The organism is Sphingomonas sp. (genome assembly GCF_040398505.1).
GTDB lineage: Bacteria > Pseudomonadota > Alphaproteobacteria > Sphingomonadales > Sphingomonadaceae > Sphingomonas.
Map to the genome: position 1 here is coordinate 1 of NZ_JBBATX010000026.1, position 21,117 is coordinate 21,117.

21 protein-coding genes are annotated in these 21,117 nt (G+C 64.5%); 12 read left to right on the top strand and 9 right to left on the bottom strand.

Features of this window, described 5'->3' with window-relative positions; translation table 11 throughout:
* Positions 1-50: 50 nt before the first annotated feature.
* From ABWP09_RS05400 to ABWP09_RS05415, 4 genes are all read right to left on the bottom strand, one after another.
* A complete protein-coding gene (locus ABWP09_RS05400) occupies positions 51-860 on the bottom strand; it encodes a TorF family putative porin (protein WP_353204122.1) in 810 nt (269 codons plus the stop codon).
* A gap of 237 nt (positions 861-1,097) precedes the next feature.
* Complete coding sequence (metC, locus tag ABWP09_RS05405) at positions 1,098-2,294, bottom strand: cystathionine beta-lyase (protein ID WP_353204123.1); 1,197 nt, start codon at positions 2,292-2,294, stop codon at positions 1,098-1,100.
* 119 nt (positions 2,295-2,413) lie between these two features.
* On the bottom strand, positions 2,414-3,250 hold the full coding sequence (gene sseA / locus ABWP09_RS05410; protein WP_353204124.1) for a 3-mercaptopyruvate sulfurtransferase: 837 nt from the start codon (positions 3,248-3,250) through the stop codon (positions 2,414-2,416).
* Positions 3,251-3,276: 26 nt separating this feature from the next.
* Positions 3,277-4,809: a cryptochrome/photolyase family protein gene (locus ABWP09_RS05415; RefSeq protein WP_353204125.1), complete on the bottom strand. Its 1,533-nt coding sequence runs from the start codon at positions 4,807-4,809 to the stop codon at positions 3,277-3,279.
* A 70-nt stretch (positions 4,810-4,879) separates the two neighbouring features.
* On the opposite strand from ABWP09_RS05415, the gene ABWP09_RS05420 reads away from it, so the two are divergent.
* The 5 genes from ABWP09_RS05420 (at position 4,880) to ABWP09_RS05440 (ending at position 9,786) form a co-directional block, all read left to right on the top strand.
* Positions 4,880-5,155 (top strand): FitA-like ribbon-helix-helix domain-containing protein, encoded by a 276-nt coding sequence (locus ABWP09_RS05420; RefSeq protein WP_353204126.1) that lies wholly within the window; start codon positions 4,880-4,882, stop codon positions 5,153-5,155.
* Positions 5,152-5,571: a PIN domain-containing protein gene (locus ABWP09_RS05425; RefSeq protein WP_353204149.1), complete on the top strand. Its 420-nt coding sequence runs from the start codon at positions 5,152-5,154 to the stop codon at positions 5,569-5,571. Before ABWP09_RS05420 ends, ABWP09_RS05425 begins: the two co-directional genes overlap by 4 nt.
* Positions 5,572-5,592: 21 nt before the next feature.
* A complete protein-coding gene (gene queF / locus ABWP09_RS05430; protein ID WP_353204127.1) occupies positions 5,593-6,039 on the top strand; it encodes a preQ(1) synthase in 447 nt (148 codons plus the stop codon).
* A gap of 153 nt (positions 6,040-6,192) precedes the next feature.
* Positions 6,193-8,466, top strand: coding sequence for a glycosyltransferase family 4 protein (locus ABWP09_RS05435; RefSeq protein ID WP_353204128.1), 2,274 nt, complete (start codon positions 6,193-6,195; stop codon positions 8,464-8,466).
* A gap of 42 nt (positions 8,467-8,508) precedes the next feature.
* Positions 8,509-9,786 (top strand): glycoside hydrolase family 130 protein, encoded by a 1,278-nt coding sequence (locus ABWP09_RS05440; RefSeq protein ID WP_353204129.1) that lies wholly within the window; start codon positions 8,509-8,511, stop codon positions 9,784-9,786.
* Positions 9,787-9,939: 153 nt separating this feature from the next.
* Here ABWP09_RS05440 and ABWP09_RS05445 read toward each other — a convergent pair whose 3' ends face one another.
* Both ABWP09_RS05445 and ABWP09_RS05450 read right to left on the bottom strand, forming a co-directional pair.
* On the bottom strand, positions 9,940-10,287 hold the full coding sequence (locus ABWP09_RS05445; RefSeq protein WP_353204130.1) for a hypothetical protein: 348 nt from the start codon (positions 10,285-10,287) through the stop codon (positions 9,940-9,942).
* Positions 10,287-12,260 carry an OPT family oligopeptide transporter gene (locus ABWP09_RS05450; protein WP_353204131.1) on the bottom strand — a complete coding sequence of 658 codons (1,974 nt, stop codon included), beginning with the start codon at positions 12,258-12,260 and terminating at the stop codon, positions 10,287-10,289. Before ABWP09_RS05450 ends, ABWP09_RS05445 begins: the two co-directional genes overlap by 1 nt.
* Before the next feature lie 122 nt (positions 12,261-12,382).
* On the opposite strand from ABWP09_RS05450, the gene ABWP09_RS05455 reads away from it, so the two are divergent.
* From ABWP09_RS05455 to ABWP09_RS05485, 7 genes are all read left to right on the top strand, one after another.
* The gene (locus tag ABWP09_RS05455; protein WP_353204132.1) at positions 12,383-12,829 is read left to right on the top strand and encodes a MarR family winged helix-turn-helix transcriptional regulator; all 447 of its coding nucleotides are present in this window, start codon (positions 12,383-12,385) and stop codon (positions 12,827-12,829) included.
* Positions 12,822-13,919, top strand: coding sequence for an HlyD family secretion protein (locus ABWP09_RS05460; protein ID WP_353204133.1), 1,098 nt, complete (start codon positions 12,822-12,824; stop codon positions 13,917-13,919). Before ABWP09_RS05455 ends, ABWP09_RS05460 begins: the two co-directional genes overlap by 8 nt.
* Complete coding sequence (locus ABWP09_RS05465; protein WP_353204134.1) at positions 13,906-15,525, top strand: DHA2 family efflux MFS transporter permease subunit; 1,620 nt, start codon at positions 13,906-13,908, stop codon at positions 15,523-15,525. The genes ABWP09_RS05460 and ABWP09_RS05465 overlap by 14 nt, the downstream gene beginning before the upstream one ends.
* A gap of 191 nt (positions 15,526-15,716) precedes the next feature.
* Positions 15,717-16,547 carry a diacylglycerol/lipid kinase family protein gene (locus tag ABWP09_RS05470; protein ID WP_353204135.1) on the top strand — a complete coding sequence of 277 codons (831 nt, stop codon included), beginning with the start codon at positions 15,717-15,719 and terminating at the stop codon, positions 16,545-16,547.
* A complete protein-coding gene (locus ABWP09_RS05475) occupies positions 16,544-17,311 on the top strand; it encodes a metallophosphoesterase family protein (RefSeq protein ID WP_353204136.1) in 768 nt (255 codons plus the stop codon). Before ABWP09_RS05470 ends, ABWP09_RS05475 begins: the two co-directional genes overlap by 4 nt.
* A gap of 192 nt (positions 17,312-17,503) precedes the next feature.
* A complete protein-coding gene (locus ABWP09_RS05480) occupies positions 17,504-18,769 on the top strand; it encodes a dipeptidase (RefSeq protein ID WP_353204137.1) in 1,266 nt (421 codons plus the stop codon).
* A gap of 4 nt (positions 18,770-18,773) precedes the next feature.
* Entirely contained in the window at positions 18,774-19,241 is a 468-nt protein-coding gene (locus tag ABWP09_RS05485) for a hypothetical protein (protein ID WP_353204138.1), read from the top strand.
* A 140-nt stretch (positions 19,242-19,381) separates the two neighbouring features.
* On the opposite strand, the gene ABWP09_RS05490 is transcribed toward ABWP09_RS05485, so the two are convergent.
* The 3 genes from ABWP09_RS05490 to rplM all read right to left on the bottom strand — a co-directional run bounded on the left by ABWP09_RS05490 (position 19,382) and on the right by rplM (position 21,082).
* On the bottom strand, positions 19,382-19,840 hold the full coding sequence (locus ABWP09_RS05490) for a hypothetical protein (protein WP_353204139.1): 459 nt from the start codon (positions 19,838-19,840) through the stop codon (positions 19,382-19,384).
* Positions 19,841-20,048: 208 nt separating this feature from the next.
* Positions 20,049-20,603 carry a 30S ribosomal protein S9 gene (gene rpsI / locus ABWP09_RS05495; protein WP_353204140.1) on the bottom strand — a complete coding sequence of 185 codons (555 nt, stop codon included), beginning with the start codon at positions 20,601-20,603 and terminating at the stop codon, positions 20,049-20,051.
* A complete protein-coding gene (gene rplM, locus ABWP09_RS05500; protein ID WP_353204141.1) occupies positions 20,603-21,082 on the bottom strand; it encodes a 50S ribosomal protein L13 in 480 nt (159 codons plus the stop codon). Before rplM ends, rpsI begins: the two co-directional genes overlap by 1 nt.
* Between the last annotated feature and the right edge of the window lie 35 nt (positions 21,083-21,117).

A 21,117-nucleotide genomic window follows, 5' to 3' on the forward strand; every position in this document is an offset into this window, starting at 1 on the left:
ATTGCCCACTTGGGAATCCCCTCGCGAGTCACAATCACCGCGACTTGGTATTAGAAGCTTGCCGTCAGCGACGCGACCACGCCGCTCTTGCTTTCGACCGCGCCAACCAGATTGTTGAACTTCGCGTCGGTGTCGACATAGCTCACGCCGAGCGTAAGCACCTTGTACGTCGCGGTGACGCCCAAGGACCAATCGGTATAGCCGTCCTGCTCCTTGCCCTTGCCGAACGACGAGGCCAGCCAGCTGGTGCCGAAGGTGTGGCCGAGATGCGCGGTGAGGCTAAGCGGCGTCTTCGGGATCGCGCCGGTAAAGTCGCCCGCGAGATAGACGTTGTCGCGGCTGCGGCTGTTGAACGAGCTGCCGACGCCGGTCTGGTCGAGCGCCAGTGCTTTCTGCTTCGGCGCGTAGTTCACCGTCGCCTTGGCGGTGACCGGGCCGAGCGTCGTCGAGACATCGATATACGGCTCGAAGAAATCCGAATGGACTCCCGGTGTCTTGTCGCGCGGGTAGAAGTAATAGAGCACGCCGCCATCGAGCTTGATGCCGTTAATCGTCTTGCTATAGCCCGCGATCAGATCGATTTCCTGCCGCGCATTGCCGCCGGCGACGACATAATCGGTCACCGAAGACCCCCATGCCGAAACGTAGAAGCCTGAGGCGTGCGTGACCGTGATCGATCCCTGGAAAGCGAACTGCTTGTCGGTCTGCGAAATGCCGCGGAAACGATAGTCCGAGACGATGGCAGCCGTCGCGTTGACCGTGATCGGCGGCGGCGGTGCGGTGGGCGCGTCCTGCGCAAAGGCAGGGGTAGCGGAAGCGGCGAGCAAGAGCGCGCCGAGCGTCATTGTGGAGATGCGCATCATTTCCCTTTCGAAAATGCGATCGTCCCCGCCTGCTTCGCCGGTGCAGCATCTGTCAGGGGCTATTCGCCTCCCCGCGCAACTAACCGGCGATCCGGGAGGAGTGGCGGTTCATGCGGCACTGCACAACTCAATTTTCCGGATTTGACGCCGGTTCGGACCCGATTGTTGCAGTTCAGCAACAGTTTGGCAACGTAAGGGAAAGTCGCCAGCAATGTTTCAGCAATGAAAAAACGCTCAGCGCAGTGCCGCAAACCGCGCCAGACCGGCCGCCAGATCGGCGATCAGATCGGCCGGGTCCTCCAGCCCGATTTGCAGCCGGACGATCGGCCCTGCATCGGCGCGGCGGGTGACGCTGCGGTAGCGCTGCGGATCGACGGGTAGCGCGAGGCTTTCGAAACCGCCCCAGCTATAACCGATGCCGAAATGCTCAAGCCCGTCGATCAGCGCGGCGCGCGATGCTTCGCTCCCACCGTTTAGGACGAACGAGAAGAGCCCCGACGATCCCTTGAAATCGCGCACGAAATGGTCGTGGCCGGGGCACGTGGCGAGCGCGGGGTGGAGCACGGTGGCTACTTCGGGCTGCTGTGACAGCCAGTGCGCGATCTGCAATGCGCTCGACTCGTGCTGTTTCAGGCGGATCGCCATGGTGCGTAAGCCCCGGCTGCCGAGCCAGCAATCGTCGGGACTGGCGACCTGGCCCAGCTGGAAGCTGGTGTCGCGCAATCGCGCAAAATGGCCGGGCGCGGCGGTGACCGAGCCGAGCATCACGTCGCTATGGCCGACAACATATTTGGTGCAGGCGAGGATCGACAAGTCGACGCCGTGCGCGATGGCGGGGAAGAAGAGCGGCGTTGCCCAGGTATTGTCGAGCAAGGTCACCACGCCGCGCGCCTTGGCCGCTGCGACGATCGTGGGGACGTCCTGGACTTCAAAGGTAAGGCTGCCGGGGCTTTCCATGAGGATTGCGCGGGTCTTGTCGGCGATCAGATCGGCGATGCCCGCGCCGATCAAGGGATCGTAGAAGCGCGTCGCGATGCCCATGCGCTTGAGCAGGCCGGTCGCCATCGACCGCGTCGGATCGTACGCGCTGTCGGGCAGCAGCAGATCGTCCCCGGGGACGAGCACCGAGAGCAACGCCGCTGCGATCGCGGCGACGCCCGAGGGATAAAGAAACGTGCCCTCCGCGCCCGGCTCGAGCTCGGTCAGCGCATCGGCGAGGCTCCACTGCGTCGGTGTGCCCTTGCGCCCGTAGAACAGGCGGTGGTGCGTATCGCGCCCGCCCGCCGTGCGCAGATCGGCGACGGAGTCGTAGAGGATCGTCGAGGCCCGCCATACCGGCGTGTTGACGATCCCCTGCGTCCATTCCTTGCGCCGCCCGGCCGAGACGACGCGGGTCGAATCGCCCTTTGGGATTTTTGGTTCGTCACTCATTTGAATATCCCGCCGTCACCCCGGCCTCGTGCCGGGGTCCACCGTGGTTCGCAACCACCATTTGCAGGACGCGCGGCACGGTGGACCCCGGCACGAGGCCGGGGTGACGGTTGGACGTGTTACGCCGCCCCGGTTGCCTTGGGGGTGGTGCGATCGGCCCCCCATTCGGACCAGCTGCCGTCATAGACCGCCGCTTCGTTGCCGAGCAGATGCGCGCCGAACGCCAAGGCCGACGCGGTAATGCCCGAGCCGCACGTGGTGACGAGCGGCTTGGACAGATCGACGCCCGCTCCTTCGAACGCAGCCTTCAGCGCGTCGGCGGCTTTCCACGTGCCATCGGCGTTGAACAGCTCGCCATAAGGCAGGTTCTTCGAGCCTGGAATGTGGCCGGCATGCGTCGCGGGGCGCGGATCGGGTTCCTCGCCGGTGAAGCGTGCGGCCGAGCGTGCGTCGAGCACTTGTTCGGCGCCGCTGTCGACGTTCGCCTTCATCTGGTCGAGCGTGCGCACGCCCTTATCGTCGGCCCAGACGGTGAAGTGGCGGTGGCGGAGCTGTTCCTTGCCGCTTGCCGTCTCGCGGCCCTCGGCCTGCCATTTGGCGAACCCGCCATCGAGGATCGCGACATCGTGCGCGCCGAAGGTGCGCAGCATGAACCACGCGCGCGCGGCGGTGCGCAGCGGCGAATTGTCGTACAGCACAATGCGGCTGCCATCGCCGAGGCCGAGCGATTGCATGCGGCTGGCGAATTTCTCGGGGCGCGGCAGCATCGAGGGCAGCGTGCTCGACGTGTCGGCGATCTCGGCCAGATCCATGAAGACCGCACCGGGGATGTGCGCCGCTTCATACTCGGCCGCAGCATCGCGCGATCCGTCGAGGATGTAGGTCGCATCGACGATTCTGAGGTCATTCGCGCCCAGTTCGTTCGCGAGCCATTCCGTCGTCACCAGCGAGTCCATGTATCGTCTCCTTGTTTCGCTTGTCCCTAGCCACCCGCGTCGAGTGTGTCGAGAAACGCCTTGGCCGAAGCGCGCAGATCCTGCTTCACGCCGTCGTCCATTTTCGCCCAGTTGCGATACGGCATGGCGAGGCGTTGGTTCCGCCCGAGCTTATCTTCGTTGCGCGCGAGAAAATCCCAATAGAGCGCGTTGAACGGGCAGGCATCGGGGCCAATGCGTTGCTTCACGTCATAGCGGCACGAACGGCAATAATCCGACATGCGATCGATATAGGCGCCGCTTGACGCATAGGGTTTGGAGCCGAGCAGACCGCCATCGGCGAACTGGCTCATCCCGAGCGTGTTGGGCAATTCGACCCATTCATAGGCGTCGATATAGATTTCGAGATACCATTGATGCACCGCCTTGGGGTCCGCACCGATCAGCAGCGCGAAATTGCCGGTGATCATCAGGCGCTGGATATGGTGGGCGTGGGCATTGCTGAGCGTCTGGCCGATCGCCTCGGCCATGCAGTGCAGGTCGGTCTCGCCGGTCCAGTAGAAGGCCGGGAGCGGGCGATGCGCGTCGAGGAAATTGCGGTCGGCATAGCCCGGCCCCTCGCGCCAATAAATGCCGCGGACATATTCGCGCCAGCCAATGATCTGGCGGATGAAACCCTCCGCTGCGTTGAGCGGCACCTTGCCCGCCGCGTAGCGGTCGGCGACGGCGCGGCCCAGGTCGAGCGGATCGAGCAGCCCCGCATTGAGATAGGGCGACAGGATCGAGTGCCACAGATGCGGCTCGCCGGTGAGCATCGCGTCCTGATAATCGCCAAACTTCGCCAGCGCGTGATCGAGGAAATGCGTCTGCTGACGCAGCGCATCGTCGCGCGTCACGGCCCAGGCGAAGGGCTCAAGGTGGCCGGGATGATCGGCGAAGCGCGCCGCGACGAGCGCGAGCACGTCGCGCGTCACCGTATCGGGCGCAAAGACGAGCGGGCGCGGCATCGCCAAATCGGTCTTTGCCGGCTTGCGATTGTCATGGTCGAAATTCCATTGCCCGCCGATCGGCTGGTCGCCTTCCATCAGCAGCCCGGTCTTGCGGCGCATGTCGCGGTAGAAATATTCCATGCGTAGTGCTTTCCGCCCCTCGGCCCAGGCGGCGAAGTCGGCATGGCTGGCGAGGAAGCGGTCGTCGGCGCGGACCTCGACGGGGATGCCGAACAGCGTCTCCCACGCCTCGAGCATCGCCTGGACGCGCCATTCGCCGGCCTCGGTGACGACGATCCTGGCCGGGTTCAGCCGCGCGACCGCGCGCGCGATTTCGCCGGTGGAGCTGCCGCTATTCTCCGGGTCGTCGAGCGTGACATAGTCCACCGTCCAGCCGTGTTCGCGCAACGCCGCGGCGTGGTGGCGCATGGCGGACAGGATGTAGGCGATTTTCTGTTTGTGGTGACGCACATAGGTCGTCTCGTCGGCGAGCTCCATCATCAGCACGCGGGTCGTGGCGGGGTCGGCACCGTGCAACGAGGAGATGGTCAGCGAGAGCTGGTCGCCGAGGATCGGGATGAGGGTTGTCATGCGACGGCGATAGCGCAGTTACGGCGCGGTCGCGGTTGAAATTTTCACTGCGCCGCGTTATTGTGAAACCGTGAAAAATGTCACAGTTTCACTCGACGACGAAACCTATCGCAATGCGCGGCGTCGCGCGGCGGAAAACGATCGCTCCTTGTCATCGGTAGTGCGCGAGGTGCTGCAAAGCTATGGCGCGCAGGAGAGCGAATTCGACCGTCTCGCGCGGCTCGAAAAGGAAATTTACGCTGAAATGGATGCGCAAGGCATTGGTCTTTCGGGACCTCATATGTCGCGTGACGAACTATACGATCCCGATCGGGTGAGGGTGGAACGTCGCGCAGCTTGGGAGTGACGTCGTTTATCGATACCAATATATTGCTCTACGCTGTCAGCGGCGATGTCGCGGAGCGCGGCAAGCGCGACCTTGCGAAATCGATTTTAGCGACTCCCGGTTGCGTGTTTTCTCTTCAGGTTTTTAATGAGTTTGTCGTGCGTGCAACAGACCCACGTAAGATATCGCGCGTTCCGCCAGAGACCGTACGGCAATTGACCAGCGTATGGAGTCGGCACAAGGTTCAGGCGCTCGACCTGACGGTCTTTGCCCGCGCGTGGGAGGTCGCGCGTCGGACCAATTATTCGTGGTGGGACTGCACAATCGTTGCCGCCGCGCTCGTTGCAGGATGCGATCGTCTCTTGAGCGAAGACATGCAACACGGGCATGTCGTCGATAGCGTCCGGATTGAGAATCCGTTTCGTGACTTAGCCTGATTGCGTCCCTATCTTGACCCCATGACCCCAAAGTATCTTGGCCAGACCAGCGCGCTTCCGACATCGCCCGATGATGCGGTGCTCGATTATGTTCCCAACCCGCGCCCCGGGCGCGCCTATCTCGTGCGCTTTGCCGTGCCCGAATTCACCTCGCTGTGCCCGGTTACGGCGCAGCCGGATTTCGCGCATCTGGTGATCGATTATGCGCCCGCCGCGACGATCGTCGAATCGAAATCGCTCAAGCTGTTCTTGGGGAGTTTCCGCAACCATCAGGCGTTTCACGAGGATTGCACCGTCGGGATCGGCGAGCGCCTGTTTGCCGAAATGCAGCCGTTATGGCTGCGGATCGGCGGATATTGGTATCCGCGCGGTGGCATCCCGATCGACGTGTTCTGGCAATCCGGGCCGCCGCCCGAGCCGCTGTGGCTGCCGCCGCAGGACGTGCCGGGCTATCGCGGGCGTGGCTAAGCACCCGACCGGTTCATCGCGCAGCAAGGTTGATATCGATCAACACGATTCCTCGTGTTGCAATGCAACATGACTGCAACCATATTGAAACTTGGCTGTTTGTGGGGATCTAACTGTGGGCGTCCAGCCCGTTTCACTCGGAGGATTACACACATGATGCATTTGGCGGATGTCGTGACCCCGATCGATCACCTTGCGTTGATCGGCAATTTTCTGCCCCGGAAATGCGGCCTTGCAACCTATACGACCGATACGTTCACCGCGTTGAAGGGGCGGTACGCCGATTTGAAGATCGACGTCTATGCGATGGACGATCACCCCGGCCTGTACGATTATCCGCCCGAGGTGACGCGCAGCATCCCCGATCAGGACCGCCTGGCCTATCTCGACGCCGCGCGCGCGATTGAGGCGAGCGGTGCGCAGGCGATCTGGCTGCAGCACGAATATGGCATTTTCGGCGGGCCGGCGGGCGAGCATATCCTCGCCTTGCTCGACCGCGTTTCAATCCCCGTCATCGTCACGCTCCACACCATCCTCGAAAAGCCCAATGCCGACGAACGGCGCGTGATGGAGGGCCTGCTGCGCCGTTGTTCGCGCGTGATCGTCATGGCCGAGCGTGGCCGCGAAATCCTCGAGCGCGTGTATGGCGCGAGCGGGCGCGCTATCGTGATGATCCCGCATGGTGTGCCAGACCGCGCCTTTGTCGATCCCGATTCGCTGAAAGGCCGGTTCGGCTGGGACGGGCGCAAAGTCGTGCTCACCTTCGGCTTGCTCGCGCCGGGCAAGGGGATCGAAGTGATGATCGAGGCGCTCCCGCTTGTCGTCGCGCAACACCCCAACGTGCTCTACGCGGTGCTCGGGGCGACCCACCCGAACCTCGTCAAGCATGAAGGCGAGAAGTATCGTGACGGATTGAAGGCGCTGGCGGCCGAACTTGGCGTTGGTGCCAACGTGGATTTCATCGACGCGTTTCTCGAACATGAGGAGCTGATCGATTATCTGCAGGCGGCGGATATCTATGCGACGCCGTATTTGAACCCGGCGCAAATCACGTCGGGCACGCTCAGCTATGCCGTTGGCGTCGGCAAGGCGGTGGTGTCGACGCCGTATGTCCATGCGACCGAAATTCTGGGTGACGGACACGGCGTGCTGGTCGATTTCGGCGATTCGGCGGCGTTTGCGCGTGAGATCAATGCGCTGCTGGGCAGCGATCGCAATCGCATCAAACTGTCGGAGCGCGCCTATGCGCGCGGCCGGACGATGATCTGGCCGCGCCTGGCCGAAGTCGCGATGCGCGAAATCGTGCAGATGGTCGCGGCCAAGCCGCAGCGCCTGCCGACGAGCATGGTCGCGACGATCCCGCTAAAGCCCGACTTTTCGGCGGTTGAGCGGATGAGCGATGCGACCGGCATGCTGCAGCACTCGATCTATTCGGTGCCCGACCGACGACACGGTTATTGCATCGACGACAACGCCCGCGCGCTGATGCTGGTCAGCCAGATGGTTGAGATGGACGAGGCCACGCGCGATTCGTGGATGACGATTTACGCGTCGTTCCTGCAATATGCGTGGAATCCGGAAGCCCGGCGCTTCCGCAATTTCATGAATTTCGACCGGACGTGGTGCGAGGATTTCGGATCCGAGGATTCGAACGGGCGGACGCTTTGGGCGCTGGGCGTGACAGCGCGCGATGCGCAATTGGCCAAGCACCGACATTGGGCGCTGTCGATGTTCGACATGACCGCGTCACTTGCGCTCGAACTCGGTTCGCCGCGGGCGCACGCCTTTGCGATGCTGGGTGCGGCGGCGATCCTCGAAGCCCATCCGAGCCATCCGCTGGCGCGTACAATCTTGTCGCGCTTTGGCGACGAATTGTGTGGGCTGCTCGAAGAGGCGCGGCGGCCCGAATGGGAATGGTTCGAGATCGTGCTGGCGTATGACAATGCGCGGCTGCCCGAGGCCTTGATCCGCGCCGGCGTTGCGCTCGGTCGCGACGATTTGACCAAATGCGGCATTTCGACACTCGACTGGATCGTCGGGAAACAGACCTCGCCCGAGGGGCGTTTCCGCGCGGTCGGCAGCGACAGCTTCGGGCGGATCTATGCCGAGCCGCTGCAATTCGACCAGCAACCGCTCGAAGCGCAAGCGACGATCGATGCGTGCAGCGCGGCGTTCGATGCGTCGAAGGATGTGCGCTGGGTTGAGGAAGCGGGCCGCGCCTATCGCTGGTATCTGGGCCAGAACGACCTCGATCTGCCGCTGGCGACCGCGCAGGATGGCGGGTGTTTCGACGGGCTGATGCCTGGCGGCTTGAACCGAAATCAGGGGGCCGAGTCGATTTTGGCGCTGCAATTGGCCGGTTGCGCCATTTCGGGGCTGGCAAAGCGGGCGGAAAGCGTGGCAGGGCCGATCAGCGCCGTCGCCTAGCCTCGCTGGGGACGCTGCGAAGGCGTTACGCGAGGCTGTCTGGTGATCGAGCTGTTCGAACATGCGTTGAGACTTCATGCCGATCCGTCACGGGTCGTGGTGCGGCCGTTCCACCTTGCGTGGAGCGGCAATGGCGGCAATCGCACCGAACGGATCGTCAGCGCGGTGATGGCGCTCGATGTCGCCGAGACGCGCGCCGAACTCGAACTGGTGCTCAAGGATTTTGAAGCGCGCCATTGGCAGACGCGGCGCGTGTTTATGACGCGCTACGACGAGATCGAGCAGATGCTCGGCCTCGACGGGACCGAGATTGGCGATGAGAAGCGCCAGCTGATTGGCGCCTATTTCTGCCACGAATATAGCTATGCCGCAGCGGCCTTGATGAACCCAAGCGCAGTCCCGCATTTCGACCAGTCGGGAATGCCCGCCGGATCGCAGCGCATCCTGATGAGTCTCCGCGCGGTGGGGGAAGGACATATTTCCTCGGTCGCGTTCCGTGAGGGAATCATCGCCGACGGCAATCAGTTGAAGCTGGCACCCGAACCGCCCTTTGCGACGGCGACCGATGCTGCGGGCCTCGACGAGGAGACGATGCCCGAGGGGCCGATCACCGTCTATCGCCACCGCGACTCCACCCTGTCGGGCACGGTCATTTTCCCGATCACGGCGGCGCAATCCAAGGGGCTGGAGGATTTGCGCCTTGTCCAATTCCATCATGACGATGGGTCGGTCGAATGGCTCGGCACCTATACCGCGTATAACGGCTCGTCGATCCAGTCGGAATTGCTGCGGACGCGCGATTTCCGCGCGTTCGATCTGGTGCCGATGACCGGCCCCGCCGCGCGCAACAAGGGCATGGCGCTGTTCCCGCGCAAGATCGACGGGCAGTATATGATGATCGGGCGGCAGGACGGCGAAAACCTGTTCCTGCTCAAATCCGATACGCTGACGCATTGGGACGAGGGGCAGAAGCTGCTGACCCCGGCATTCCCGTGGGAGCTGGTGCAGATCGGCAATTGCGGCCCGCCGATCGAATTGCCCGAGGGCTGGCTGCTGCTGACGCACGGCGTGGGCGCGATGCGCAAATATGCGATCGGCGCGGTGCTGCTCGACAAGACCGATCCGTCGAAGGTGCTGGGCCGCACGCGCGAGCCGATCCTGGCGGCGGCGGACCAGGACCGCGAGGGCTATGTGCCCAATGTGGTCTATAGCTGCGGCGCGATCCGGCACGGCGACACGCTGTTCGTGCCGTACGGGGTGGCGGATAGCTCGGTGGCGTTTGCATTTATTCCGATTAGCGCCTTGTTGGCGGCGATGTGAGGACGGGTGCAGGGGCGTCGCCCCGGCGAAAGCCGGGGGACGGCCCCGGTGCGCGAAAGCGCAGCGCCCGGCCCGGTCGGCGGGCAAGCGCAGCGCGACCCGTCCGACGTCACGACGGCGGCTTTGCCGTCGGCGCGGCCTGCGACGAAGGCCTTACTCGAAGGTCTGGACGACCTCGATCAGGCCAACAATGGCAGCATTGAAATTGGGCAGATCCTCGGCGGGAATCCAATACTCACGGTGTGCCCGCCCGCCCGCGTCCTCCACACGGTAGGCATCGAGGTAATCCTTCCGGACTGCAAAGCGTGTGACGTATCCCGCTCCGCTGTCGCGCACGTTCCAATCCCGCGCGATCTTTACGGCATAGGCTTCCGTCGTGACCGGATAAAAGATTGGTTGATCGGGAAGACGTGGCGGAAATTCTTTCATTCCAGTCTCTTCGATCAATCGCAGCTCGGCTGGGCCGACCGGCCGCCAAAGCGTGACTGTTTGCTCTGCCATCACCGCACCGCCGTCACCGCGCGCCGATACAGCAGCGCCGCGATCCCCAGAAACAGCATTGTCCCACCGATCAGCGCCGGCGTTTCATACCCCTTGCCGATCAACGCGAGCGGCGCGTCGCTGTTGGTGGCGTAGACGATCACCGCGAACGCCACCCCCCACAGGCTTTCGCCGACGATCAGCCCGGTGGCGGTGAGCGTGCCCATCCGTTCGGCGACGTCGGGGTTTACACTCCCGCGCGCCCAGCGATTGTAGAACCAGCCGATCACCGAGCCGAGCACCGTCGGCAAAATCACCGACATCGGCAGATAGATGCCAAGTGCGACGCCGAGTGGGGGCAGGCGGAGCAGCTTCAACCGCCCGAGCAGCTCATCGAGCCCGATCAGCACCACGCCCGCCAGCGCGCCATATTCGAGCATCGGCCAATTGGCATTGCCCGACAGCACACCCTTGGCGAGCGCCGAGATCAGCCCGGCTTGTGGTGCGGCGAGCGCGTTTGGCCCGGCGCCGGGCACGCCGACAAAGCCGATCCCGCTGTTGAGCACGTTGAGCACCGGTGGAATGATGAGCGAGCCGAACACGACGCCGATCAGCAGCGCGACTTGCTGCTTCCACGGCGTGGCACCAACCAATTGGCCGGTTTTCAAATCCTGCAGATTGTCGTTCGAGATCGTCGCAACGCCGAACACGATGCCCGTCACGATCAGTGAGTAGGCGATCAGCGCGGTGGTGGTGTCGGCACCGGGATTCTGCCCGAACAGACCGACGAGCATCAGCGCCGAGCCCAGCACCGACAAAATGCCGATGCCCGATACCGGCGAGTTCGATGCGCCGATCAGCCCGGCCATATAGCCGCACACTGCCGCGATCATCAGTCCGGCGACGAGGATGAAGACGAGCGCCCCGGCGATCAGCAGGAGCGCGGAGGCGGCAAGCGCACCCCCCGCGATCACATCCCATAACAGCCAGGCGATCGGCAGCAGCGTCAGCAGCGATCCGCCCGCGACCCAGGCGATCGGGATGTCGCGTTCTTGCAGCGCGAGCGTCTCGCCCTTGCCGCGCGCCGCGCTGGCCAGCAGCGCCGAGCGCACCCCGCCGATGACGGGGCCGGCGATCTTGAGCAATGTCCAGATCGCCGAAACGCCGATCAACCCGGCGCCGAAGAAGCGCACGTCGTTCTTCCAGATCGTGGTGACCCAGGCGGCGATATCCCCCGGCATCGGGTGCGCGGCGGTCATCACCGGCACCAGGATTAACCAGCCGATCACCACACCCAGCGCCATCGCCGCGCCGACCGAAATGCCGACGAGATGCCCGACGCCGAGCAAGGCGAACGACAGGCTGCCTGAAATGCCGGTCGCGCCCGCCCCAACGCGGAAGGTGGTGGCAGCGGTGTCGGTAACAATCTTGGTCTGGGTGAAGATCGCAAATCCGGCGGAGGCGATGCTGTTCCAGACCAGTATGAGCAGGCCTTGCTTCGACTCGGCTTCGCCGCGCCCACCGTCTTCGCCGCGCGATCCCGCGCCGATCTGCAACACCTCGGCCGCGGCGACGCCTTCGGGATAGGGCAAGTCGCTGTCGACGACGAGCGCGCGGCGCAAGGGGACCGAGAACATCACGCCGAGGATGCCGCCGGTCATCGTGATCGCGGCGGTCTGGACATAGGGAAAGCCGTGCCACCAGCCGATCATGACGAGGCCGGGCAGCACGAAGATGATTGCGGCGAGCGTGCCGGCGGCACTCGCGACGGTCTGGACGATGTTATTCTCGAGGATCGTCGCGCCCGGCAACATCCGCAGAATCGCCATCGAGATGACAGCGGCGGGGATTGAGGTTGCGAAGGTCAGCCCGACCTTGAGTCCCAGATAGACGTTGGCGGCGGTGAAGAGCAGCGTGATGATCCCGCCAAGCAGGACGCCGCGGACGGTCAGTTCGGCAATGGGGCTGGAAGCGGCGGTGCGGCGATCGGTCATGCCGCATCGTGGCACAGCGCGCGTGGATGGAAAAGGGCGGGAACCAATCCGGCACCGGAGTTTTATTGCACTGCACAATACTACGCATTGGCAAACCTAAGTATGCTTATTATATGAGTGTCATGAGCGACTCGATTGCCTTTTTGATCAGCGATGTATCGCGCTTGATGCGCCGCCGCTTCGATGAGCGCGCACGGCTGATCGGCGTGACGCGGACGCAGTGGCGCGTGCTGAAATTCCTGCAGCGCGGCGAGGGAATCAATCAGGGCGGGCTTGCCGATTTGCTTGAGGTCGAGCCGATCAGCCTGTGCCGGATGATCGATCGGCTTGAAGATGGCGGCCTGGTTGAGCGGCGGCGTGATCCAAAGGATCGCCGTGCCTGGCAAATCTTCCTGACCGATCGGGCGCGCCCATTGCTACGCGATCTGGCGATGATTTCCGAGGAGTTGCTCGGCACCGCGCTCGCCGGGATTGCCGAGACCGACCATGCCGCCGCCGTCGCGGTGCTGGAGCGTATCTACACCAATCTTTCCGACACGCATGAAGACAGTGAGGCCGCCAATGGCTGATGCCGACCCGAAAATCGACCGTGCGAGCGCGACCGAAACCGTCATCATTTCGCCAACGCCGACCGTCCCTTTCGAAGCCCCGGCCAAACGCCGTGCGTGGCTGCGCCCGGTGCTGATGATCAGCGTGCCGTTGCTGCTGATCGCGATTGCGGGCTATTTCTGGCTGACTGCCGGGCGCTTTGTGTCGACCGACAATGCCTATATTCAGCAGGACAAGGTCTCGGTTTCCGCCGACGTGGCCGGGCGCATCGTCGAGGTGGCGGTGCGCGAGAATCAGCCGGTCAAGGTCGGGCAATTGCTGTTCCGAATCGACCCTGCGCCGTACCGGATCGCGCTGGCGCAGGCTGAGGCGGCGATCGCGACCGCGCGTGTTCAGGTCAACACGCTCGCCACTGATAGCGGGAGTGCTGCCGCCGATATATCCAGCGCAACAGCCGATATCGCGCTGGCGCAGGCCACCTATGGGCGGCAGGCCGAGCTCATGCGGCAAGGCTTCACCACGCGGGCGAGCTTTGATGCCGCCGCGCAACAGGTAGCGGCGGCCCGCGCGCGGCTCGCAACCGCAAATGCCAGCGCGAATAAAGCGCGGGTGCAGGTCGGCAGTGGTACGGGCGGATCGGGCGTGCCAGCTGCCGTGCAGGCGGCGATGGTCCAGCGCGACAAGGCCGCGCTCGATCTGTCGCGGACGGCTGTCTATGCGCCGGTCGCGGGTACGATCAGCCAGTCGGACCGATTGCAGGTCGGGCAGATGATGATCACCGGGCTGCCCGCGGTCAGCGTCGTCGCCGCCCACGCCGCGTGGGTCGAGGCGAATTTTAAGGAAACCGACCTCGACAAGATGTGCGTGGGTCAGCCCGCCGAAATGTCGTTCGAAGCCTATGGCGGTCTGAAGCTCAAAGGGCACGTCCAGTCGATCGGGGCTGGTACTGGTTCGGAATTTTCGGTTCTCCCGGCGCAGAATGCGACGGGCAATTGGGTCAAGGTGACGCAGCGCGTGCCGGTGCGGATCGCGATCGACGCAGCGAGCCCGCGTCCGTTGATTGCCGGGCTCAGCACCAATGTCACGGTCGACGTGCGTGGCCACTGCTAACCCGGCCGACCGCGAGGAGTCCGATCGGCTCGCGCGCACGCCATCGACCGAGGAGGCGGCGCCGTTCGAGGAGCGCGCCGCGCTCTTCACCAGCAACCGCCCGCTGCTGACGATCGGTGTGATGGCGGCGACGATCATGCAGATCCTCGATTCGACCATCGTCAATGTGGCGCTGCGCGACATGACCGCGTCGCTCGGCGCGACGGCGGACACGATCACCTGGGTGCTGACGAGCTATATCGTGGCGTCGGCGGTCGCGATTCCGCTGACCGGCTGGCTCGCCGACCGGATCGGCTCGCGCAACCTGTTCCTGGGCGCGGTGGTCGGCTTCGTGATCGCGTCGATGCTGTGCGGTCTCGCGACCAATTTGCCCGAAATGGTGGTGTTCCGGATCCTGCAAGGCATTGCCGCGGCGTTCATGAATCCGCTCAGCCAGACGGTGATGATGGACATCAATCCGCGCTCCAAACAGGCGGCCGCCATGTCGATCTGGGGCATGGGGATCATGGTCGGGCCGATCCTCGGGCCGGTGATCGGCGGATGGCTGACCGACAATTACAATTGGCGCTGGTGCTTTTACGTCAACGTGCCGATCGGCGCGATATGCTTCGCCATCCTGTGGGCGCTGCTGCCCTCGCGGCAGATCACGCGGCGCGGGTTCGATCTGTTCGGCTTCGCGATGCTCGCGGTGGCGATCAGCGTCTTTCAGCTGATGCTCGATCGCGGGCAGACGCAGGACTGGTTCAGTTCGTGGGAAGTGTGGACCGAAGGAATGGTCGCATTGGGCGCGGCGTGGCTGTTTCTGGTGCAATTGCTGACCGCGAAGAACCCGATGTTCGACCGCGCGCTGTTCCTCAATCGCAATCTGTTGACCGGGATCGGATTCATGCTCGTCATCGGCGTGCTGATGACCGCGACGATCGCGTTGCTGCCGCCGATGCTGCAAACGCTCTATGGCTATCCCGTGCTCGATGCCGGAATCCTGTTGATGCCGCGCGGGATCGGGATCGTCGGCGCGATGTTCGTGGCGGGGCAATTGATGAAGCGCCAGGTCGATCCGCGACTGATGGTCGGCGGCGGGCTGCTGATCGCGGCGTGGTCGCTGTACGACATGACCGGCTGGACGATCGCAATGGGCGCGAAGCCCTTTATCGTGACCGGTTTCATTCAGGGGATCGGGCTTGGCCTTGTCTTCATCCCGCTCAACATCATGGCGTTTGGTACGCTTTCGCCGCATTACCGGACCGAGGCGTCGAGCCTGATGAATTTGTCGCGCAATATCGGCGGATCGGTCGGCATTTCGGTCGTCACGGCGTTGCTGGCACGCAACATCCAGACGAGCCATGCGGAACTGGCGCAACATATTCCCGATCCCGGCCTGGTGTCGAACGATCCGGTCGCGAGCGCGATCACCGGCGGATCGACCGAGGCGGCGCTCGCGCTTGCCAATGGCATGGTCAACGCCCAGGCGGCGATGATCGCCTATCTCGACGATTTCAAATTCATGATGATCCTGACTCTGTGTGCCGTGCCGCTGGTGCTGTTGCTCCAGCGACCCGCGCCGCCACAGCCCGGTGACGAACCGATCCACGTCGCGATCGACTAGCCCGCCTATCCCGTTCGCCCTGAGCCTGTCGAAGGGCATCGTGCCACAAGCCCGGCACCGCTTGTGGTGGGTAGGGCTTCGACAAGCTCAGCCCGAACGGGGTTTGGGCTGCGTCAGGCATTCATCCAAGTGCTAAAGCTTTTTCCGTTGCGCAGCCGTCACCTTTGACGGAGTCGTGCGTTGGCGTCGCCATGCAGAAACTCTGGTTCATCACCAATCCGAAATCCGGCACGGCGACCCCCGCCAAGGCCGATGCGCTGGCGGCGCTGTTCGTCGAAAGCGGCCTGACGCTGGGCGGGCGGACCGCCTTTCCCGACGATCCCTTGCCGACCCCAGAATCGCTCGATGCGGCGGGGGTCGATACGGCGGTGCTCTATGCCGGGGATGGGACGATCAATGCGGCGGTGGCGGCGCTCGCCGAATGGCACGGCGCGATTCTGATCCTGCCGGGTGGTACGATGAACTTGCTCGCCAAGCTGCTCCACGGCCCGGCCGAACCCGCCGCGATCATCGCGGCAGCGGTAACGCAGAAGCGCACGGTCGCTTTGCCCTGCGTCGAGGTCGGCGGACAGCGCGCGTTGGTCGGGCTGATCCTTGGGCCGGCGGCGAATTGGGTGCGTGCGCGCGAACTGGTCCGCGCCGGGCGGTTGCGCGGGCTCAGGCGGGCGTTGCGTCATGCGTGGCGGCGCACGTTCGGGCGCGGCATTCGGCTCGACGGCGTGCCGGGGCTCAAGCACGGCGCGCAGGCGGTAATGGTTCGCGCCAAGACCGGGCATCTGGATGTCGCGGCGATCGATGCGCGGGATTTTCGCGGCCTGGCCAGTCTCGGCTGGGAATGGCTGACCGGGGATTGGGTCGCGGCCTCGGAAGTCACGCAGTGCCACACGCGCGAATTCCGCACGCGCGGCGATAAGCCCGCACTCGCCTTGGTCGATGGCGAGCCGATCATGCTGGAACCGAGCAGCGTGGTGCGTGTAGGCATGACGCGTGACCTGTTCGTCACCACCCTCCCGGAGGCTTGATGCGTCTGTTCCATGTCAGCGATGTGCATTTCGGGCGCGAGGATCCCGCCGCGATCGCTTGGTTTGAAGCCTTGGTGAAGGCGGAACAGCCCGATGCGGTGATCATGACCGGTGACTTGACGATGCGCGCGCGGCGGCGGGAATTCGCGGCAGGGCTCGGCTGGCTGCAACGGCTAGGCGTGCCGGTGACGGTTGAGGTCGGCAATCACGATTTGCCCTATTTCAATCCGATCGACCGCTTCTTCCGCCCCTATCACCGGATGCGCGCGATCAAGCGCGTGGTGGAAGTGCCGCTCGATTTGCCCGGCATCGCGATCGTGCCGCTGGTGACGACCGCGCGGGCGCAGTGGCGGTGGAATTGGTCGAAGGGCGCGGTAAGCAAGGGCGCACTCGCGCGCGCGCTCGCGCTGCTCGCGGAAGTGCCCAAGGGCAAATTGGTGTTCATCGCATGTCACCACCCGCTGATCGAGGGCGCGACGTCGGCATCGGCGCGGACGCATCGCGGCGCCGATGCGCTTGGCGCATTGGCCGAGGCGGGGGCGCATGCGGTGTTGACGGGGCATATCCATGATCCGTTCGACATCACGCATGTCATCGACGGGCAGACGATCCGCATGATCGGCGCGGGGACGCTGTCCGAACGCACGCGCACGACCCCGCCGTCGTTCAATGAGATTCGGGTGGAGGACGGGAAGTTCGATGTCGTCGTGCGCGCAATGGATGCGGCACCGGACGCGCTTTTGGTGCGCGAGCGGGCGAGGTAGCGGTTTTTCCCTTTGCTTCCCCGGCGAAGGCCCGGGCCCAGTGGTGAAACCGGCGTAAGCGAGCGCTGCGCCCCGCCATCGTGAGGGGCGCAACTGGGCCCCGGCCTTCGCCGGGGAAGGACGTTGGGGAGGGAAACATAGGGCGCTCAGAACACGCCTTGCCGCCCCCCGCCGCATCGATATGCTGGCGCAATGAAACCAGCCCTCCTGTTCGCTCCGCTCGCGCTGTTCGCAGCGCTTCCCGCGTACGCCGCGCCGTCCGACGTCGACGCCCGCGTGGCGCGCGTGCTGAAAGCGACGCCGCTGATCGACGGGCATAATGATTGGGGTGAGACGTTGGTCGGCGTCGCGGGCGATGCGCGCTGGACGATCGACCTAAACCGGCTCGATCCGGCCAAGTTCGACACTGACATTACACGCCTGCGCAAGGGGCAGGTCGGCGGGCAATTCTGGTCGGTCTATGTCCCCGCCAATTTGCCCGGCCCCGAACAGGTTGAGGCGACGCTCGACCAGATCGGGCTGATGCAGCAGATCTTCGCACGCTACCCGAAGGTCTTCGAACCCGCCGTCACCGCCGCCGACGTCCGTCGCATCCATGCGGCGGGCCGGATCGCGTCGCTGCTTGGGGTTGAGGGCGGTGGGCAGATCGACGGCAAGTTTGCGGTGCTGCGCGCCTATCGCCGGCTTGGCGCATCGTATCTGACGCTGACGCACTCGCGGACAATCGCCTGGGCCGATTCGGCGACCGACGACCCGCAGCATGATGGCCTGACCAAGTTCGGCGAGGCGGTTGTGCACGAGCTCAACCGGCTCGGCATGTTGGTCGATCTCAGCCATGTCAGCGAGGCGACGATGCGTGACGCGCTCCGCGTCACCACGGCGCCGGTGATCTTCTCGCATTCCTCGGCGCGCGCGCTCGACGATCATCCGCGCAATGTGTCGGATGCGGTGCTCAAGCTGCTGGCGGCGAATGGCGGCGTCATCATGGTCAATTTCGCGCCGAGCTATATTTCGGAGGATCGGCGGGTGTGGGAGGCGGCGCGCAATGGCGAGATTGCCAGCTACAACGCGCCGCCGTTCGGCGGGCTGTATATTGGCCAGCCGGACAAGGCCAAGGCGGCGCTTGCTGCATGGGAAAAGGCGCACCCCCGGCCGGTCGTGACACTGGCGCAAGTCGCCGACCATATCGACCATATCGCGAAGGTGGCGGGGGTCGCTTCGGTCGGGTTGGGCGGTGACATGGACGGCGTGCCCGATCTGCCGCAGGGGCTCGACGGGGTCGATACCTATCCTGCGCTGCTGGCGGAACTCGCGCGGCGCGGGTGGAGCGATGGCGATCTCGCCAAGCTCGCTGGCGGCAATGTGTTGCGCGCGATGGAGGGGGCGGAACGCGCCGCGGACGCGCTGCGCGGCGAGCCGATGGCGACGGGGACTGTTGCGGGGCTGGACGCGAAGTAGGCGTATGGCGCTCGACGATCGTCTGGTCGCGGCGCTGCGCGCAGTCGCCGAAGTGATGGCGGCGGCGCACGATCCGTGGTGGATCATCGCGAGCGCGGCGGTTGCGCTGCATGGTGCCGATGCCGGCGTGGTCGCCGATGTCGACGTACTGCTCAGTCGTGACGATGCGCTGCGGATCATGCCGACGATCGGCCTCGAGGTCGTTGGCGGCAGCGCCAGCGCGATGTTCCGCTCGGGCATTTTCACGACATGGCGCGGCGCGGCGCTGCCGGTCGAGTTCATGGCCGACTTCGCCTATCGCAGCGGTCCGGACTGGGTCACGTTCGCGCCGACGACGCGGCGGGCGATCGACGTTTCAGGCACCACCGTGTTCGTGCCGGAACGCGGCGAACTGCACCAACTGCTGCTGGCGTTCGGCCGACCGAAAGACTTGGCGCGAGCGCGGAGTTTGGAGGCATTGGGCGCTCGATAACGCGTAGGTCGCTTAACATGGCCACGCCGCTTCGTTCGCCCCGAGCCTGTCGAAGGGCTGCGCGCCAAACGTCCGACGCGGGTTGTGCAAGGCGGGGCTTCAACAGGCTCAGCCCGAACGGGATAGGGCAAGATGCAGTCTTACCGCAGCCAGCGGGCCATGGCCGGATAGGCGGCATTGGTCGTCAAGCCGTAGCCGACGAGCAAATGTACGCCAAGATAGACCCCCATTTGAAAGCTCATCGCGAGCGACGCGCCATTGCCGCGATAGCCATCGCCGTGGAACACGATTGCCGGATCGACCCCGATCGCCTGCGCGGCGGCATAGGACCAACAGATCGCGGCGAGCTCCTCGCTCTGATTGTCGGCGACCGTCTCGAGCGTCGCGCGCACCGCCGGATCGGTCACGGCGATATGGCCTGCCTCGTGCAACAAGTCGCCGGGGTAGGTCAGCCGGGCGGGGTCGACCAGCAGCGTACCGCGCCTCACCGTCATGGCGGGGAGCAGCGTATCCTCCGGGAGCGGCGTCAGCACGACCGGGATGCCGACCTCGTCGAGAAAGGCGACGATCTTGACGGTTATCGGGTTGGGGAGGGGCATTGGCGAAGTGTATCGTTACGCTGGCGCTGCGTCATCCCTGCGACGCGCGGAGAAACGAAAAGGGCGGCCCGTTTCCGGACCGCCCTTTTTGGTATGGCTTGCTGCCAATGCCGACACGGAACAAGTCCGTGTCGTCGGACGGGGTGGCTGGCCACCCCGCCGGCCGGCTCGATCGAGTCCGGGGATTGCTTGCGCAATCCCAGGCCGATCAGCGCTTCGAGAACTGGAAGCTGCGGCGTGCTTTCGCGCGACCATACTTCTTGCGCTCGACCGTACGGCTGTCGCGGGTCAGGAAGCCCGCTGCCTTCACCGGCGCACGCAGGATCGGTTCGAACTTGGTGATCGCCTGGCTGATGCCATGCTTCACGGCACCGGCCTGGCCCGAGAGCCCGCCGCCCTTGACGGTGCAATTGACGTCATACTGGCCTTCGCGCTCGGTGACGCCGAACACCTGGTTGATGACGAGACGCAGCGTCGGACGCGCGAAATACACTTCCTGATCGCGACCGTTGATCGTGATCTTGCCCGTGCCGGGCTTGATCCAGACGCGGGCGACGGCGTCCTTACGACGGCCGGTCGCATAAGCGCGGCCGAGCTTGTCGAGGATCTGCTCGCGCAGCGGCATCGGCTCGGGCACTGGGCCGGAGTTGTTGACCGGTGCGCTGACCTCGGTCGGCACGGTGTCGGTTGCGGCCTGGGTGACCGGCGCGGGGGTGTTGGTCAGGCCGGCGAGATCGGCCAGCGACTGGCGGTTGTCAGACATTATGCGCCCACCTTATTCTTGCGGTTCATGGCTCCGATGTCGAGGACTTCGGGGTTCTGGGCCTCGTGCGGGTGCTCGGTGCCGGCGAAGACGCGCAGGTTGCGCATTTGCGCGCGACCCAGCGGACCGCGCGGAATCATCCGCTCGATTGCCTTTTCGATGATCCGCTCGGGGAAACGACCCTCAAGGATCTTGCCCGCCGCGACGCCCTTGATGCCGCCGGCATAGCCGGTGTGGCGATAATAGATCTTGTCCTTGAGCTTGTTGCCCGTGAACCGCACCTTGTCGGCGTTGATCACGATGACATTGTCACCGCAATCGACGTGCGGGGTGAAGCTCGGCTTGTGCTTGCCGCGCAAGATGTTCGCGATGATCGACGCCATGCGGCCGACGACCAGACCGTCGGCATCGACGATAATCCATTTCTTTATCACCTCAGCCGGCAGCGCCGGCTTGGTGGTCTTCATCAGCGCCTTCATGGGGCTTGTGACCTTCTATGCTAAAACGACAGGTG